Raw genomic sequence first — 17,898 nt, 5'->3', positions numbered from 1 at the left:
CACGAACTCCGCCATGAAAAGTGTCATCACCGCGTTTCACTTCACTCGCAGGTATTGTGAGCTGTTGCTTGCTGACATCGATGATGCTCAGATGACCAACCTGCCGCATCCGGGCATGAACCACCCGGCCTGGATCGTCGGGCATGTGGCTCTGGCGGCCGATCTCGGAGCACAGCTACTCGGCGAAGATATGGCCACCGATGAAGCCTGGATGGCGATGTTCGGGCCGGGATCAACTCCCGTCGATGATCGTTCGAAGTATCCGTCGAAGGCTGACCTGCTGGCGATGGTGACTCGGACGTACGACCGATTGCTGGATCTGCTCGAAGCGGCTGACCCCGAAACCACTTTGCTGCAGCCGAATCAGACACCATTCTTTCCGGACCAGTTTCCGACAACAGGCGATCTGCTGACACATTTGATGACGACCCACGCGATGCTGCATCTGGGACAGTTGTCGGCGTGGCGTCGTTGCGCGGGACTCAACAGTGTGCTGGGGATCTGATGAACGAGGCTCTCTGCATTGTCCCCGTAGCGCGCCCTGTCGTCGGCACGATTCGCCCGCCGGGATCGAAGAGCATCACTAATCGCGCTCTGATTCTGGCGGCTCTGGCGCAGGGCACGTCCACGCTGACCGGAGTGTTGGACAGCCAGGACACGCGAGTCATGCTCGAAAGTCTGCAGCGGCTGGGGCTGAGTGTCACTCACGATGCGGACGCGGCCACATGCGAAGTCGTTGGCTGCGGAGGGAAGCTGAAGCGAGATCGGTCGAAGAGAGGCGTATTTCGGGAGGGCGAGGCTCCCGCCGAGCCGCTGCCACCCACGGCCTCCAATTTGCCTCGCGGCTCAGCAGGAGCTTCGCCCTCCCATAGCGACATCGGAGAATCAAACGCCGGAAATCCACGCGACCTTCAAAGTGCCGATCTCTGGCTGGAAAACAGTGGCACCAGCATTCGATTCCTGACATCGTTGTGTGCGTTGGGAACGGGTCGCTATCGTCTGGACGGTGTCGAACGCATGCGGCAGCGCCCGATCGGCGATCTCGTACACACGCTGAATCTGCTGGGAGCGTTCGTTGAATGTGAGCACGCGGGAAGTGAATGCCCGCCGGTAATCGTCGACGGATCGCTGGGGCGGCTCAGCGGCGGAACGGCGCTGATTCGAGGCGACATTTCCAGTCAGTTTCTCAGCAGTCTGCTGATGAGTGCTCCGGCGGCGGCGGAACCAATTGAACTGACGGTCGACGGCGATCTGGTCTCAAAACCATATGTCACAATGACCGTGGAAATGATGAGGTCGTTCGGTGTCGAAGTCGCTCACCCGCCCGATCTGTCGTCGTTTCTCATCGAACCGCAGTCGTACACGGGCCGCCGGTATGAAATCGAACCGGATGCTTCCGCGGCCAGCTACTTCTTCGCCGTCGCGGCGGTGACGGGTGGCGAAGTCACGGTGACCGGCCTGTCAAGGAACGCATTGCAGGGCGACATCCATTTTGTCGATGCACTGCAACAGATGGGTTGCGAAGTGCGCTGGGCGGAAAATTCCGTCACTGTGATCGGCAGGCCGCTGCACGGCATTGACATCGACATGAATCAGATCAGTGACACCGCTCAGACGTTGGCGGTTGCCGCGGTATTCGCCGATTCGCCGACAAGGATCCGTAACGTCGAACACATGCGTCATAAGGAAACGGATCGCGTTTCCGCGGTTGTCAATGAGCTTCGCCGAGCGGGAATCAAGGCCGACGAGTTCGACGATGGACTCACGATTCATCCCGGCCAGCCGCAGCCGGCCGACGTCTCAACCTACGACGATCACCGGATGGCGATGAGTTTTTCTCTTTTGGGATTGAAGGCCGCAGGCATTCGAATTCTCGACCCCGGATGTACGGCCAAGACGTATCCGAATTACTTCGAAGATCTCGACGCCTTGTGTCGCGAGGCACGCAAATGAGCGGCGGGAAATCGAAGTACCGTCGTCCTCACGGCAATCGCCGCTCGAAGTGGTCGCGCCAGTCAAAGGACGATAATCCGGAGACGATCACCGTCTCCGAAATCACTTCCGGCCGACTACTGGCGTGGCTCGTTCTGGAAGAATACGAGCGCACGGGCCGATTCCTGACAGACATTTTCGCGTCGCTGGACAATCGGCATCGGCTCAGCAGCCAGGAACGGGCGCTGGCCGTTGACCTGGCTTCCGGCGTCGTCCGGCGACGGCGAACGATCGATGCGTTGCTGCAGTCTCAGATTTCGCGACCACGACAGGACGTCGAAACGGATCTGTGGCGGCTGCTGCAACTGGGAACGTACCAGCTTGTGTTTGCTCGCACGCCGGATCACGCTGCCGTGGACACGACCGTCGAACTGGCGAAGCAGCTTCAACGCAGCCGCTGGACGGGTTTTGCAAACGGCGTATTGAGAAATATCGCCCGGCTGCTTGTGCCTCGGTCCGAGCCTCCGCCTCGGACCGTACAACAGCAGGCAGAGCCTTTCAGGCAGAGCGTTCCGGGGCAGAGCCCGGGAACGAGCGACTCTCGGGACCATGTGCGTTTTGCTGCCGACCTTGTTCCACTGTCCAATGGCGAGTTCCGCCGGCTGGCGTCGGATGTTTTCCCTGATCCGCAAACGCGGCTCGCGGACTACATCGGCGAAGCGTTCTCGCTGCCGAATTCGCTGACCAAGCGATGGGCTGCTCGTTTTGAACTGCCGGACCTGCTGACAGCATGTTTCCACAGCATCGACCCTCCGCAGGTCACGATTCGAATCAACCCGCTGCGTTCTTCGACGGTCGATGTGCAGCAGATGCTCAGCTATGCGGGAGTTGACGTGTCGCCGGGGGAAATGCTGAACGCGCTGCGCATCCGTCATGCATCACGAGTCGACACGCTTCCGGGTTTCGCCGACGGGCTGTGGTCGGTGCAGGACACTTCGGCGATGAAGGCCGGCTTCCTGCTGAATCCAAAGCCCGGCGAACGCATTTTGGACCTGTGCGCGGCTCCCGGCGGCAAGAGTTGCCATTTGGCGGAACTGAGCGACAACTCAGCGACGATCATCGCCTGCGACGTCAATGAAACGCGGCTGGCGCGTGTGACCGAAAACGTCGATCGACTGGGGCTCACGTCGGTCGTGCCCGCACTGATCCAGCGAGACGGCGGCAACATTCCCGGCACCGACTTCGACGCTGCGCTGGTCGACGTTCCCTGCTCCAACACAGGAGTCCTCTCGCGCAGACCTGAAGCTCGCTGGAGATTTCGCGAGGCTGATCTTCCCGAACTCGTGATTCTGCAAACGCGGCTGCTGCTGACAGCGTTTGACCGCGTGAAGCCCGGAGGCCGCATCGTCTATTCAACGTGCAGCATCGAACCGGAGGAAACCACAGATCTGATTCGCGACGTGCTGGCCGCTGTCAACGGGCTGACGCTCATCGAGCAGCGCGTCTATCTCCCCGGCAAACTCGGCGACGGAGCCTATCAGGCGCTGCTGCGGAAGGCATGAGCTGTGGGAGACGCGACAGACATTCCGCTTCTGCAGCGCCTGCGAGCAACGCCAGAACTCTTCGACGCGATACGCCAATCGTCAGGGTCGGAACTTTCGCTGCAGCAATCACTGCGCAGTCAGTTTGACGAAAACCTGGTGCGAGCCGCACTGTCGGTCGCGGACGCTCGTGCGAAGGCGCATGGATTGCTGCCGGAATCCGAAGAGCTGTGGCTGACGCGTGTTGGCCTGGAACAGGCAACCGCCTGGGACGTCGCCAGGCACAAGGCTCGCCGTTTTCCGGTGGGCGAACAAGTCCTTGATCTGTGTTGCGGCATCGGCTGCGATACGGCGGCTCTTGCGGAACGTGGCCCGGTCACGGCGGTGGATTTCGATCCCGCCATGTTGCAGCGCTGCCGGTGGAATCTTGAAATCTGGAACCCGTCAGCCGAAGTTCAGACCATCGCCGCAGACGTTCGAAGTCTGAACATTGCGGGATTTCTCGTGCACCTCGATCCGGACCGGCGTTCCGGTCGTGATCGTCCAGTGAAGCGGCTGGAGCAATACTGTCCTGATCTGGCATGGATGCAGCAGCTCACAAGGACTGCCAAAGGCGGAGCAATCAAGCTCGGCCCGGCCAGCAACTTCATGCAGAAGTTTCCCGGTTGCGAAATCGAACTGGTCAGCCTGAACGGTGAGTGCCGGGAAGCGACTGTCTGGTTCGGCAGTCTGACTTCCGAACATCCCTTTCGCGCGACGGTGCTGCCTGCCGGAGACACGATCGCCGCGGACCCTCTGTCTGCGTGGTGTCCTGCCGTTGCTGAGGTTGGAACGTGGCTGTTCGATCCCGATCCGGCGGTTGTGCGTTCCGGCCTGCTGGATGTCGTCGCGGAGAAGCTGAGCCTGCAGCGGCTGGACGCTGCGGACGAGTACCTGACAGGATGCCAAATCGTGGAAACGCCCTTCGCGAGGCCGTTCGAAGTCGAACAGGTACTGAGCGGCAGGATTCGCGACCTGCGGCGTTATCTGCAGTCATGTCCGGCAATGGAGTATGAGATCAAGTGCCGGCGCGTGACAGTGGACGCGAACTCACTGCGGCGCAGGCTTCCAGCCGGCAGCGGTCCCCCGCGCGTGATCGTGTTTGCGCGCGTGCAGGGCAGAACCCGAAGTATCGTCGCTCGGCGGCCGGCGGGTCATTCGACGAATTCCGGATGAACGGGTATAACACAGACGGAGAAACCTACGTGCCAAACTGACTTCGCACGAGGGAACGGAGTTCGCCATGAGCAGTGTACTTGCTGTCGTGCTTGCCGGTGGAAAAGGTTCGCGGCTGGAGCCTCTGACGCGGGATCGCAGTAAGCCAGCCGTCCCGTTCGGCGGGTGCTTCCGCATTATTGACTTCACGCTTTCCAACTGCATCAACAGCGGTTTGCGGCAGATCCTGGTGGTCACGCAGTACAAGGCCGCCAGTCTGGAACGCCACATTGAACGCGGCTGGCATTTTCTTTCAGCGGAACTGGGAGAATTTGTCGCTGTTCGACCGCCGGAACAGCGAGTCGATGAAAACTGGTATCTCGGCACGGCCGACGCGATTTACCAGAACATCTACACGATCGAAAAGATCCGCCCCAAACATGTGCTGATTCTCAGCGGTGACCACATCTACCGCATGAATTACGCCACGTTCATTGCCGACCATCTGCAGTCGGAAGCGGATTGCACGATCGCCTGCCTGCCGGTGCCAGTCGAAGAAGGTTATCGATTCGGCGTGATGCAAATCGATGATTCCAGGCGAGTCATCGACTTTCGCGAGAAGCCGCACGATCCGGATCCTCTGCCGGGAGATCCCTCCACCTGCCTGGCGTCGATGGGTATTTATCTGTTTCGGACGGAATTCCTGTTCGAACACCTGTGTCACGATGCCAATCAGCCGGGAAGCTCACGGGACTTCGGCAAAAACATCATCCCGTCAATTATCAACGACCATGTGGTACAGGCATGGCCGTTTCGGAATTCCAGAACTGGCGGTGCCGCGTACTGGAAAGACGTGGGAACGATCGATTCCTACTACGACGCCAACATGGATCTGGTGTCCGTTGATCCGGAACTGAACCTTTACGACCGCGACTGGCCGTTCCGGTCTTTTCAGCCCCCGCTTCCGCCGCCAAAGTTTGTCTTCAACGATCTGTCGCCGGACCAGCCGCGGATCGGGCACGCGATGGACAGCCTGGTCTGCGCCGGAACCATCGTGTCCGGTGGTACAGTGGAACGCTGCATTCTGGGACCGGAAGTCCGCATCAACAGTTATGCCGAAGTCCGCGATTCAATTCTTTACGACGGAGTGAACGTGGGACGGTATGCGAAGGTCCGAAAAGCCATCATTGACAAATCCGTCGTGATTCCGGAAGGAATGCGGATCGGCTACGACCCCGCGGAAGACGCCCGCAATGGATTCACCATTTCGGAAAACGGCGTCGTCACGGTGCCCCGCAATTTCCGTCCTCTCGAATCTCCGGATGTCGGCACTCCTCACTTCGTCCGGGAATCGCTGCAGCGCAAGCCGCGCCGGCCGTTCGGATCACGCTGACGCTGGCGGCAGAATCCAGATTTCGCCGAATTTCTGCGGCTGCTCAGCCCGAAAGTGTTCGTGCCGTATCAGCTCCAGAATCGCCTGAAAGATGCCCACAATCCGCGACTGCAGCTTTTCGCCTTCGAAGAACGAGCTGAACGACACGCGAGGTTCCGACTGCAGGCGGCGCCGAATGCGGTCCTGAAACACGCCGATCGGAGTTTCATCCATCCGAATGCTGGTTTCCCGTTCGACATCCGGCATCCGCACAATTCTGGCCAGAGCGCAGACAAGATCCCACAGTTCGACTTCGCGAATCCGGTCAGATCCGCGATCGCGCTTCACGTCAGGTCGATCGTCGCTCAGTCGGGGATAGCGTTCCAGCCATTCGGACGCTCGTTCGTCCAGCAGCTTCGCCGCGTTCTTGAACTTCTTGTATTCCAGCAACTTGCCGATCAGATCCCCGCCGGTATCAAGCACCGATTCGTCATCGTTGTCCGGATCATCGTCGACTCGCGGAAGGACTTCGCGGCTCTTGATTTCCAGCAGTGTGCTGGCAACGACGATGAAGTCTCCGATGAGATCCAGGTCGAGCAACTGCAGAACCTGCAGATACTGCTGAAAGTCGGCCGTGACTTTCGCCAGTGAGATTTCGCAGATATCCAGCTCGTGGCGGCGGACCAGATACAGCAGCAGATCCATGGGACCGCCGAACTGCTCAAGCCGAACCTGATAGTCTGTCAGAGTCATACTGTTCCCCGAATCAGATTCGTCGGAACAGCGGGAAAAGTTGCCCGTTTTCCGTTAGCTGCGTTCAGTTTTCCGTCCGGATCAGCGCAGCAAAAAACCGGAACACGAAAAACAGATCGCTGGCCGTGCCTACCGGCGAAAAATGCGCGTGCGCCGATTCGGATCGATCACCTGCACCCGCGCGCGGGCGGTCTGCTCCGGGCGCCGACCCAGCAGCAGAGCCACTGCAGCTCCCGCCGCGAAGCCTCCGACATGAGCCCACCAGGCGACTCCGGCAGCCTGAGTATTCCCCATCGAAAATGTGCCCTGTACCAGTTGCAGCACAAACCAGATTCCCAGAAACACAGGAGCCGGAATCACCAGGAACTGCAGAAAGAAAAAGATCGGCACCAGAGTCAGCACCTGCCCGTGGGGATACAGCACCATGTAGGCTCCCATCACTCCCGCGACCGCACCGCTCGCTCCGATCGTCGGCACCGGCGAATCCGGTTCCAGCGCATAGTGAGCAAAACTGGCAGCAATGCCGCAGCCAAGGAAGAATACCAGATAGCCTGAGGAACCCAGCCGGTCCTCCACATTGTCCCCGAAGATATACAGAAACCACATGTTTCCGATCAGGTGCATCAGGCTGCCGTGCAGAAACACGCAACTCAGCAGCGTGGTCCACGGCCTGAAAGCCGGCGCGGGAAGGGGTTCCTGAACGGTGACGATCTGCGGGCCGAGCGGCGTCGAAACCCGCTGCGGCATTTCAACGGTGATCGATTCATCCGGATGACTCACGCGTAGCGGAATCATGCCGAACTTCTGAATGAGTTCTCCGCCGGGGTCGCCCATCTGCAGAAAAAACACGAGTGCGCAACAGGCAATCAACCCATAGTTGACCACCGGCACACGGCTGGACGGTATGTTGTCTCGCAGCGGAAACACGCCCAAAATCCTCCGCAGTTCCGCGCAACAAAAAAGACTGCCCGCGACCGACGACGGAACAGTCTCAGATTACCCCGCAGGGACTCGAACCCCAACTAACAGAGCCAGAACCTGTCGTGCTACCAATTACACCACGGGGTAGTGGTTGATGCCGGCGGAATTCGGGTTCGATCCCGTCGACGGTGGAAATCTAGTGTTCGTGCCGGGATAAGTAAAGGACGTTTGGACGAAGCCGGAAAGCCCGACAGCCCGTGGCGTCGTTGTGACGGAGAGGCGTTTTCCTTTGCTTGATTCGTGGTTTTGGCGGCGGGGTCTCGGTTGCCGGGTTTGCCTGCGGTGGAATGGAAGCCTCTGGGCCGACGGTTCCTGCCGGTTTCATCGGGCCGGCGCTTTCGATTCTTGGCAGGCCTGTTGCCGGGAATCCGCCAGCACGACGGGAATTCCGGAACGGCTGCGTCGTTCTGGTGAACCAGACAAGCCGGGCGCAGTTGCTCAGCGTGGTGATGGATGGACTTCCGTATCAGGCGACGGAAGCACGTGACGTATTCAGCGATCAAACGGTTGGCATGATTCTGGACGGCACGTTTCAGATGGAACTGCCCGGAATCGGCCTGAACAGCGGCACGGCGGTGGTGCGACTTGTGTCAGACCAGGATCGTCGCTGAGATGCGCCGGCGGAACCTGATACGCACGGAGGTATGCGGAGCGCTGCGCATTCAAAGTGGGTCTGTTACGGGATCAGGTCCCGGCTTCGGCGTCTGTTGTCTTGTTCGAGAAACGAACGTGTGCTCCCGGCCGATCGCAGGTCGCTGGTGCAAAAAACGTCCGCCGATCAGCGCTCGTGGATTCACTCCGCGGCGCAAGAAGTGTTCCGTCCGGATTTCCAACGGGGACTTTTCCAAACGCCGGGCCGACTCGTTACACTGACGCGGCACCACTGATTGTCGCGGCGACGTGCCGCCTGCCTGGCTACTGAAACTCGCGAAGAGCTACTCATGAACGACAGCAAACAGGATTCGGAATCGGGTGAAAACGGAGGAACGGAATCCGTCACACCGCTGCCGAATCAGTACGCCCTGACGGAGGACGGATTGCTGAAAGTCTACAGCGTCGGTCCCACGACGGTTCTGGGGTTTGGCGGCGACGACGTGCCGCCCGAATTCAATGCCGCCCACTACCGGGCTGCGATCACTGACCTGCTGATTGCCAACGGTTCGAAGACCGTTGCGTTCGATCTGACCGGCGTTCGCATTGTTCCCAGCGGAATGCTGGGATTGCTGGTGTCGCTTCGCAACATTGAGGGCCTGCATCCGACAGTCCAGGTGTTCAATCCCTCCGATGACGTTCAGGAAGTGCTGCAGATCACGAAGCTCAACACGCTGATTGAAGTCCATCAGGTCGAGCTATAGCTGGCCGCCGTCGCTCTTGGCGGTGACTCCGCCGACCCCTGCAGGTTGTGCCCGCTCCTGCAGCCGTTGCCTGCCCCTGCCGGCTGTGTTGGAAGTGTGCGGGAATCGGTTCCGTCGCCTCAGGGCCAGCCGCAACAACGCAATTTTCAGCGGATGTTGAGAAAGTTGCGCAGCAGGTCGTAGCCTCGTTCGGTCAGAAAGCTTTCCGGGTGGAACTGAACGCCGTGGACGGGAAAGTCGCGGTGCTGAAGCCCCATCACTTCGAATTGCTGTCCCTCGTCATCAACCCAGGCGGTGACCTCAAGGCAGTCCGGAACCGTTGACTTCGGCACGATCAGGCTGTGATAGCGAGTGGCCGTGAACGGGTCGGGAAGGTTCGCAAAAACGCCCTTTCCGGTGTGGTGAATCGGTGATGTTTTTCCGTGCATCAGTCGATCTGCACGAACCACTTTCGCCCCGAAGACTTCCGCCAGGCACTGGTGTCCCAGGCAAACGCCCAGGACCGGCAGTTTCGGCCCAAAATGCCGAACGACATCCCGCGACAGTCCGGCCTCAGCGGGAGTACACGGTCCCGGTGAGATAATGATTCGTTCCGGCTGCAGGTCGTCAATTTCATCGAGCGTGATCTGGTCGTTGCGTTCGACGCGGATCTCCGCCGACGGGTCGATTTCGCCGATGCGCTGCACAAGGTTGTAAGTGAAGGAATCGTAGTTATCGAGCAGGAAGATCATGGCTGGCCGTTTCGATAGTTCCACAACGTGGTCCGCCAGCCGTCGCGTGGCATTTCGATCTGCCACGACGGTCAGCGACGCAATTGCAGCACATGTGAGCGCGAATCACGGTGCGGAAGTTTAGCGCCGGAGCAGCCCTGCTGTCGACGCTGCCAGTCGTGGAAAGCCTGCGGGTTTGGCGCTTTGCGCAGGCCTGACCGGTTTTGGCCGCGTCAGTCATCGGTTCGGTTCGTGGTCCGCCTGGGTAATCTGCGACGATTCTCAGGAAGCCAAATCTCGCAGACCAGGCTTCATCGGCAAACCTTTCGAATGTCTGAAACCGGGTTGTGCGGAAAGACCGAAGATGAAGACACGAAGTAAGCGCTGACCGCCGGCCGGGATGCCCGCAGGTCATGTTGCTTTTGACAGGAAGTCGCTTCTGACCGGTGAGGTGCCTGCGACGCACCCGCTATTCGGGCGAATTCGCTATCCGCCGAAACTGCTTTCATTGACGGAACAGGCCATGAGGAAGATCGGCCCAGTTATTCCCGCCCTGCTGCTGACGGCTCTGCTGTCCGGCTGTTCAACCGGATTCACCCTGTTCGAGCGGCACGACAAGTACACGACCGCCACACCGGGGTCCGATCAATGGTGGAACGAAAAGGCAATGCTGCCTCCCGGCGTGCGACAGAAGTGCTACAAGGGAAAGGTCTGGCCCGTTCGACCGCGCCCTGACTGTGAACCGCAGCAGTTCACTCACACCTATCACTCCGCCACGTACTGGCCGCTTCCCTATGTTTGCCAGGACCGGCAGTCCGTGAAAGATTTCATCGAAACGCAGGTCGCCAAGGGATGGCAGGAAGAAACGACTCTGTACAGTCGCCATTTCAACGAGAACGACCAGATGCTGACCGTTCCCGGACGGCTGCACCTGCAGCAGATTGTCGGCGTCACACCGAATCCCCGCCGAACAGTCTTCGTGCAGTCCACTCAGAATGGCAACATCGACAGGCTGAGAGTTCAGAATGTTGAATTGGCGATCGCCGAATTGACAGGTGGCATGGAAGTGATTCCCGTGGCTCTCCGTAACGCAAACGAATACAGCCGCCCGGCCAGCGAAGTGAAGATCATCAACGATCTTTACAACCAGTCGACTCCTGTGCCGCGACTTGGCTCGGCAGCCGGCGGCGGAAATGGCGGCGGCGTGTCTGTCGGCCCATGACCTGAACTCACGGCATTCGATCAGAAACCCGCAATCAGCGCTCACAATCAGAGACTCACTGGGGCGACCGGCAGCAACAGCCGGTCGCCCTTTTTGCTGCGCCGACGCAATCATCGATAGCCGCGGCTGCCTTGCGAAACATCACCGGAGCGCGGAAACTGCCGGGGCGGAATTCTGACGCCCCCGATTCTCCCGCCGCCCGGAGCCTGCGATGTCAGCTACGGTACGCCGTATCAAAGTCTCTCGCCGTGCCTTTACATTTGGTGCGGCTGGTGTTCTGTTTTCCGGTCGCCGGACTTTCGCTTTTGTACCGCCGTCCGAACAAATCACGCTGGGCATCGTCGGCCTGGGATCGCGTGGCTTCAATTTGCTTGACGCGTTTCTGAGTGACGCGCGGTGCCGCGTCGTTGCCCTGTGCGACGTTGATTCGCGACATTTTCGTGACGGAAAATGGGGCCGCGGAACAGCGTACGGCCGCGAGCCCGCTCGGCAGAAAGTGGAAGCTGCCTATGCGGACGCAAAGTCGGGAACGCCGGCGATCGGCGTACAGGTTACCGCCGACTACCGTGAGCTTTGTGGTCGTGATGACATTGACGCCGTCGTCGTCGCGACGCCTGATCACTGGCACGCGCTGTGTTGCCTTGAGGCTCTGCAATCCGGCAGGGATGTTTACTGTGAAAAGCCGGTAACACACCTGTTTCGCGAGGGACAGCTCGTCGCGGCCGAAGTTGCCAGACAGAATGCTGTCTTCCAGACCGGGTCGCAACAGCGTTCGGACCGCCTGTTCCGCCATGCCGTAGAACTGGCTCGCAACGGAGTTCTCGGGCAGATGCAGTCGTTCGAAGTCGGCCTGCCGCCGGGATACGACAAGCCGCAGGGATCCGTCGAAGTCCAGTCTCCGCCGGAGCATCTGGACTACGATCTGTGGTGTGGTCCGGCACCGAAGCTGCCCTACATGCGTGCTCGCCATCATCGCTGGTGGCGAGGCCATTCGGCGTTTGGCGGCGGAGTTCTGATGGACTGGATCGGCCACCACAACGACATCGCTCACTGGGCGATCAACGTCGAACGATCCGGGCCGACGCTGGTGGAAGCCGTCGACTGGAAGTTTCCGGACACCAGCATCTACGACACTCCGCGCGACTACACGATTCGCTGTGAGTACCCAGGCGGCATTACCTCGTCCGTTTCGTCGCGAAATCGGTCGGGCCTGAAGCTGATCGGTACTGACGGCTGGGTGTACGTCGATCGGGGCAAGATTGAAGCGTCCGACGATCGCTGGCTGCAGAAGGGTTTTCGCCCCGGCAGCGAAACCGTTTACGTGTCGAACGATCACACCGGCAACTTTCTCGAATGTGTCCGCAGCCGGAGCGAATGCATTGCGCCGGCTGACGTGGCCCACCGATCCGTTGTGCCCGGCCACCTTGCGTACGTGTCTCACAGAATGCAGCAGCCGCTGACATGGAATGCCGATGCCGAACGGGTTGAGAACAGCGATGAAGCAAACCGGCTGCTCTTCACCGTCGACTACCGGCAGCCATGGCAGTTTCCCGTCACCGGATAGACACGTGCAGGTCCATTGCTCGAACTGAAACGCCTCCGACAAATGGCCAGCGTCGATTCGCCTGACTTCAACTCGAACCCGTGGCACCGGACGATCATGCTCGCGCTGCTGATCGGATTCCTGGCAATCTTCGCAATGCCGACTCCGGAAGGGATGCAGCCGGAAGCCCACAGACTGATCGCGGTCACGTTCCTGATGGCCGGATTGTGGGTGACGCAGGTCGTGCCGCTGGCCGCGACCAGCCTGCTTCCGCTGGTGCTGTTTCCTGCGCTCGGCATCCAGTCCGCGGCGGAAACAAGTCAGGCATTCATCAATGACAACGTGTTTCTGTATCTCGGCGGATTCATCATCGCTTTGGGTATTGAGCGGTGGAATCTGCATCGGCGCATTGCCCTCAACATCGTGTCCTTCATCGGGGCCAGGCCGCGGCAACTGGTGCTGGGCTTTATGCTGGCTACTGCGGGACTGTCGATGTGGATCAGCAACACGGCCACAACACTGCTGATGTTGCCCATCGCGCTGGCACTGCTGCGCACGATGGAAGAGGAACGTGCTGCGCTGCCCGCCGGCGGAACGCGGCCTGAGGACTCCGCCCTGGCGGTACCAGTGCTTCTGGGGATCGCCTATTCGGCAAGCATCGGCGGACTAACGACGCTTGTCGGAACTCCAACCAACGTGGTGGCGGCGAGAATCTATGCCGAAGAAATACCGGACGCCGTCCCGCTGTCAGTCGCAGAATGGATGCTGGCCTGCCTGCCGATCGGAATCGTCTACCTGGCCGTCACCTGGCTGGTGCTGACATGGAAGCTACCTTCCGCAACACAGCATGACGAAACTCTCAGAAGTCAGTTGCGAAAGCGAAAGTCAGACCTGGGGAAGATCTCCGCGGCGGAATCCCGAATGCTGCTTGTATTCGCGACAACAGCCGCCCTGTGGATTCTGCGAAAACCACTGAAGCTTGACGAAGTGCAGGTCCTGCCCGGCTGGTCGGAAATTCTGCCGGGCTGGTTCGAGTGGCTTGGCATGTCCGCTTCGCTTGTACCAGCGTCAGCCAAAGATTTCGTCAACGATTCCACAGTCGCCGTTGGTCTGGCCGTGCTGCTGTTCTTCATCCCCTCAGGCACGCGCAGTTCGAACGGACGACGCGTGCCGCTGATGGACTGGGCCACTGCGACAAAGCTTCCCTGGGATATCGTGTTGCTGTTTGGCGGTGGCTTCGCCCTTGCCGGAGCGTTTTCCAACGATGTCACCGGCCTTGCCGGTTGGCTGGCGAACGCCCTGAAGGAACCACTTGAAGGCCAGTCGGCATGGCTGGTCGTCGCTGTCACCTGCCTGCTGATGACGTTTCTGACGGAAGTCACGAGCAACGTTGCCACGATCAACACGCTGCTGGCTTCACTGCTGGCAATGTGCGGACCGCTCGGCATCGACCCCCGGCTGCTGATGATTCCCGCGACGCTGGCCACAAGCTGTGCGTTTATGCTGCCGATTGCCACGCCGCCCAACGCCATCATCTTTGGCTCCGGCCAGGTTCGCATCGGCGAGATGGCCCGTCACGGATTGCTGCTGAATCTGCTGGGAGTTCCCGTGCTGACGGCCGGCACTTTCCTGCTGGTCAAGCCGCTGCTGGGCATCGAATAGCAACCTGCTTCGCGGCAGCACCCTGAAGTGCGATGCGCTACCGCAACTGTAGCAGTTCCGTCGCCGCGGCGCGGACCTGTGGCTGAGCGGAGTTGGGCAGGCCCGACAGCAAAGGCAGGTGCGGGCCGGTGTCGGCGATTTCGCACAACCGCAAAGCTTCGTGGAGGACTCGAATCGGATGGATTTCGTTCCGCAGGTTTTCCAGCGGCTGAAACTTCCTGCGGATCGATTCCGCCTCGTCGTAGTTCCTGTCGACGATCGCCGCCAGCATCTTCTGCGACAAAGCGGGATTCACGCACACGCACCCTGACGTGAAACCCACGCAGCCGAACTGCTTCAGATGCACCAAAGCCGGCTGTTCTCCGATGCCGCTGCAGACCTTCTCCGGGTCCACGCGATCGACCAGCCGTTGCAGAAATTCGTCGTCGGACGGATCATTTCTCACGATCGCGTATTTGATGAATGACACCAGGCCGTCGTCCATCAGCTCCGCAGCGCCTTCGGGACTGATGTAACCTTCTTCCTTGATGTACAGAACCGCCGGTCGGCCAATCGCTTCGACGAAATGCCGGAAGCCGGTCATCAGTCCGGGTTCGGTCATGACGGCTTTCGTCGGCAGAACCATCGCCGTTGGAAAGTCGCGGGATTTCAGCAGATCAGCCTGGTCCATCATCGTTCCATAGGCCGGGCCGACTGAGGGAATTACCAGAGAATTCGCCGCGGCCAGTTCCTGCAGCATATCCAGCAGCGCCGCATACTCGCTGAGCCGGGCGTGATAGAGGTTTGCGTTGCCGCCGTACAGCAGCATCGACACGCCGCCGCCTTCGATATGCTGAATGATCGCCGCATTGTTATCCCGGCAGATCCCGAAATTCGCATCGCGAGCCAGCGGCGGGACGGCAAGGACGGACTTCCGAAACTGTTGCGGCGTGACAGGAGTTGTTTGCATGGGCTACCGTGATTTTCGCGCCATTGGACCGCCGGGAATACTGAACCGGAACGATAGGGCATCGCGGCGGCGGACTCAAACCAGCCTGGCATACCGGAAGCAGCAATCGCTCGCTCGTCGACGATCCGCATCGGGCCGTCCGGCTATCCCAAATAACGCCAGGAACGGCTGCGGCAGCTCTTACGAAGCAGATGTCTGACCTCTGACCGGAGGCTGACTGCGGCGCCGGTTCCCGTTTCACCGTTGTGTTGACTCACGCGGGCTTGTCCGAACGCGGTCGACTCAGCGTGTCCCGAAGCGGTGACGCCGATGGTGCGGCGTTATTCGATGATCGGATCGGAAGGAGTCTGCCGGAAGACGGATGTCACGCGGTTCAGTATCTTCGACTCGCGTATTGCCCTGACCGGCCGGGATTCCGGAATCCGCCCGGTCCATGCCGGCGCCTGGAAGTGAGGAATCCAGGGATTGCCTCGCGTCGATTGCACGCCGTGCTGCCGCGGGCCGGGACCGGAACTCGGCTCTTCATGACTGGCAACACGGACCTGGCGCGGGTTGTTGGTTGAGGCGCGGTTCGGGACCGCCAATTTCCCTCCCTGCGATGTCTGATATGCGGTCCGCGTCACCCGTGACTGCTGCCGGCACGATTCGCAGCGTGTTGCGGCAGCTGTCTGGCAACAGGGTTTTTGCAGTACCGGAAGCCCCGGAAGGGCGGCCGTCTGCGAGAACTCATAGGTGTGTTCAAAGACGACCGGCTTGATTTCCACGTCGCGACGGCGGGGAGCTTCCTCAGCGAACGGCCGCGCGGACGGCGTCGCCGGCCAATTGACGTCTTCCAGAACATAGTTCGTGCGGCTTTGCGGCGGCTCAAGCGGCGGTGGAGTCGACACATCCACCGCAGCTGGTGCCCACAGTTGTTCCGTGACTTCAGGAGTGGTCTCAACAAAGGACGCTGTGTCGATCGCCGGCGCGGGCTCGACCTCAAACTGCTGCACCGTGATCTGCGGCGGACTGGCAACGGGCGGCGGCAGTTCCAGAATCCAGTCCGAATCCGGAGCAGCGGGCGCCTGCAACGGTTCGGTCGATTCCACCACATGCCACGTCGCGGTGGCCGATTCGTCGTACGACGCACCGGTTTGCCACGTCGCGGGCAGCGACAGGTTGCGAATCCAGACTCGGCCCGCCGGCTGTTGAGATTGTGTGTACGCGGTGTGTTGGGTGAACTGTTGTGTGATCGGTCCCGTGGAGGTTTCCAGGTTCCCCGAAGGCCACCACATCCGGCTTTGCCATGCGGGCGCATGAGGTGACAGCCAGATATAGCCGCCGGTCGTCCGCTGCCGAGTCAACTGCTCCAGGAGTGAATTGAAACGAAATTGACGTTCGTTGTTCTCCGTGACTCTGGCCATCAGGTCCGCCATGACCTTTGTTGTGTCGTTGCGAAATGTGTCCATTGTCTGGTTCAGGTCATCCAGTTCACCGGCGATTCGTGCGATCTGTTCGTCCTGCCGGTGCTCCTGCTGTTCGCGGCGGAATTCAGCTTCCTGCTCTTTCAGTTGTCGCGCCTGGCGATCGGCATCGATTGCCTGCGATCGATCCGCGGCCAGAGCATCTTCGAATCGCTCGACCAGGCTGGCCATCTCTGACACAAGCGCCGCATTGTCTACGTGAACCGTGATCGATGCGGGCTGGGTGACCGGTAAGTCGTGCCGCTGTGCGTCGCTTTCCAGGTTTTCCACCGCAATGGAATCCGACACGAAGTCCGCTCCGAACGCGTCAGTCGACATGGCGAGCTGCAGACGGGAACCGCTGTGATCGGACGGCACGCCCTGGCCGAACGGATCAAACGGATCATCCGTTTCCGAAGGATCAGTTTCCGATGACAGAGCCGGCGACGGAGAGAATTCCGCCAACGCTCCGAAGGACGCGTCCCTGTCGCGTGAGGTGCCGCGCGGGCTGTTGTGTGACGTGTTTTGATTGGTGCTGTGTCCTTCGCGCCGCTGGCCGGGAAATTCGCTGCCGTCAGCCGATGCATAGTGTGGTGGTGATTTCGACGTCGGCGAGTGATCCGTTTCCGGCAACGCAGCGGAATGTGATTCGCGCGACTGCGTATCGCCTGTCACTGCGAGCGTCGATTCAGAATCGTCGGCGTGCTGAGCCGCCGTCTGTGGTTCCGCGCGGATACTCGATTTCCACCACAACGCGGCGCAAAGCACCACGCAAACCAGCGTCGAAAACGCCAGCAGCAAACGCCCAGTGTGAAACGCGGGGGAACCTGACATCAAACATGTCCGGAAGCGGCAGGAGCACAAAGCAGCAGGGGTTGAGGAATCGGCGGCGCGAAATCGAAAGTCCGCGCGCGGCACCGGTACGAATAAGATCGGCAGTCCGTACAGACTTCCTGAAGCGAGGAATCAGAACAATCGGAAAATTCTTCGCAGTTTTCCGACAGTGCCGCGGAGTCGCGGAGTCGCAGTCGGCGAGGAAAAACGCTCGGATCCCACGCCACTGCCGCTGAACGTCCGCGCGCAAAAAAGCAGCGCGATAAGGTCCCCTCAAAGCTCCCAGCTTTCCTTAACGCGCTGCTATTCGCAATGTCTGCGATGCATGTCTGATTGTATGTTCAGTGGTTGGCCGGCCGTGACTGCAGCGTCACTGTGCAGGCGACATGCCCTGAACACCGAAAACAT

Annotated in this window: 15 protein-coding genes and 1 tRNA gene; 10 read left to right on the top strand and 6 right to left on the bottom strand. The window is 60.1% G+C overall.

Annotated features, from left to right (window positions below):
* Positions 1-13 precede the first annotated feature (13 nt).
* The 5 genes from R3C19_03715 to glgC all read left to right on the top strand — a co-directional run bounded on the left by R3C19_03715 (position 14) and on the right by glgC (position 6,060).
* Positions 14-505 carry a DinB family protein gene (locus R3C19_03715; protein ID MEZ6059450.1) on the top strand — a complete coding sequence of 164 codons (492 nt, stop codon included), beginning with the start codon at positions 14-16 and terminating at the stop codon, positions 503-505.
* A complete protein-coding gene (gene aroA / locus R3C19_03710) occupies positions 505-1,953 on the top strand; it encodes a 3-phosphoshikimate 1-carboxyvinyltransferase (GenBank protein MEZ6059449.1) in 1,449 nt (482 codons plus the stop codon). The genes R3C19_03715 and aroA overlap by 1 nt, the downstream gene beginning before the upstream one ends.
* Entirely contained in the window at positions 1,950-3,494 is a 1,545-nt protein-coding gene (locus R3C19_03705) for a transcription antitermination factor NusB (protein MEZ6059448.1), read from the top strand. Before aroA ends, R3C19_03705 begins: the two co-directional genes overlap by 4 nt.
* Positions 3,495-3,497: 3 nt before the next feature.
* Positions 3,498-4,688, top strand: a complete 1,191-nt coding sequence (locus R3C19_03700) for a class I SAM-dependent methyltransferase (GenBank protein ID MEZ6059447.1) — start codon at positions 3,498-3,500, stop codon at positions 4,686-4,688.
* 67 nt (positions 4,689-4,755) lie between these two features.
* Complete coding sequence (gene glgC / locus R3C19_03695; protein MEZ6059446.1) at positions 4,756-6,060, top strand: glucose-1-phosphate adenylyltransferase; 1,305 nt, start codon at positions 4,756-4,758, stop codon at positions 6,058-6,060.
* On the opposite strand, the gene R3C19_03690 is transcribed toward glgC, so the two are convergent.
* The 3 genes from R3C19_03690 to R3C19_03680 all read right to left on the bottom strand — a co-directional run bounded on the left by R3C19_03690 (position 6,052) and on the right by R3C19_03680 (position 7,860).
* Positions 6,052-6,792 carry a segregation/condensation protein A gene (locus R3C19_03690; protein MEZ6059445.1) on the bottom strand — a complete coding sequence of 247 codons (741 nt, stop codon included), beginning with the start codon at positions 6,790-6,792 and terminating at the stop codon, positions 6,052-6,054. The genes glgC and R3C19_03690 overlap by 9 nt on opposite strands.
* Before the next feature lie 129 nt (positions 6,793-6,921).
* Positions 6,922-7,719, bottom strand: a complete 798-nt coding sequence (locus tag R3C19_03685; protein MEZ6059444.1) for a rhomboid family intramembrane serine protease — start codon at positions 7,717-7,719, stop codon at positions 6,922-6,924.
* A gap of 69 nt (positions 7,720-7,788) precedes the next feature.
* Positions 7,789-7,860: transfer RNA gene (locus R3C19_03680), tRNA-Gln, on the bottom strand.
* Positions 7,861-8,183: 323 nt separating this feature from the next.
* Here R3C19_03680 and R3C19_03675 point away from each other — a divergent pair.
* Together R3C19_03675 and R3C19_03670 are read left to right on the top strand one after the other, a co-directional pair.
* Positions 8,184-8,384 (top strand): hypothetical protein, encoded by a 201-nt coding sequence (locus R3C19_03675; GenBank protein MEZ6059443.1) that lies wholly within the window; start codon positions 8,184-8,186, stop codon positions 8,382-8,384.
* A gap of 330 nt (positions 8,385-8,714) precedes the next feature.
* Positions 8,715-9,128: an STAS domain-containing protein gene (locus R3C19_03670; GenBank protein MEZ6059442.1), complete on the top strand. Its 414-nt coding sequence runs from the start codon at positions 8,715-8,717 to the stop codon at positions 9,126-9,128.
* A gap of 146 nt (positions 9,129-9,274) precedes the next feature.
* On the opposite strand, the gene R3C19_03665 is transcribed toward R3C19_03670, so the two are convergent.
* A complete protein-coding gene (locus R3C19_03665) occupies positions 9,275-9,859 on the bottom strand; it encodes an aminodeoxychorismate/anthranilate synthase component II (protein ID MEZ6059441.1) in 585 nt (194 codons plus the stop codon).
* 502 nt (positions 9,860-10,361) lie between these two features.
* On the opposite strand from R3C19_03665, the gene R3C19_03660 reads away from it, so the two are divergent.
* From R3C19_03660 to R3C19_03650, 3 genes are all read left to right on the top strand, one after another.
* Positions 10,362-11,060, top strand: a complete 699-nt coding sequence (locus tag R3C19_03660) for a hypothetical protein (GenBank protein MEZ6059440.1) — start codon at positions 10,362-10,364, stop codon at positions 11,058-11,060.
* Positions 11,061-11,271: 211 nt separating this feature from the next.
* A complete protein-coding gene (locus tag R3C19_03655; protein MEZ6059439.1) occupies positions 11,272-12,624 on the top strand; it encodes a Gfo/Idh/MocA family oxidoreductase in 1,353 nt (450 codons plus the stop codon).
* Between the two features lie 42 nt (positions 12,625-12,666).
* Entirely contained in the window at positions 12,667-14,265 is a 1,599-nt protein-coding gene (locus R3C19_03650; protein MEZ6059438.1) for an SLC13 family permease, read from the top strand.
* A gap of 37 nt (positions 14,266-14,302) precedes the next feature.
* On the opposite strand, the gene R3C19_03645 is transcribed toward R3C19_03650, so the two are convergent.
* Together R3C19_03645 and R3C19_03640 are read right to left on the bottom strand one after the other, a co-directional pair.
* The gene (locus tag R3C19_03645) at positions 14,303-15,214 is read right to left on the bottom strand and encodes a hypothetical protein (protein ID MEZ6059437.1); all 912 of its coding nucleotides are present in this window, start codon (positions 15,212-15,214) and stop codon (positions 14,303-14,305) included.
* A gap of 320 nt (positions 15,215-15,534) precedes the next feature.
* Complete coding sequence (locus R3C19_03640) at positions 15,535-17,490, bottom strand: hypothetical protein (GenBank protein MEZ6059436.1); 1,956 nt, start codon at positions 17,488-17,490, stop codon at positions 15,535-15,537.
* Positions 17,491-17,898: the final 408 nt, after the last annotated feature.

The organism is Planctomycetaceae bacterium (assembly GCA_041398785.1).
Classification (GTDB): Bacteria; Planctomycetota; Planctomycetia; order Planctomycetales; family Planctomycetaceae; genus JAWKUA01.
Note: the sequence above shows the minus strand (reverse complement) of the source record. Positions and strands in the feature narration are given on the sequence as shown.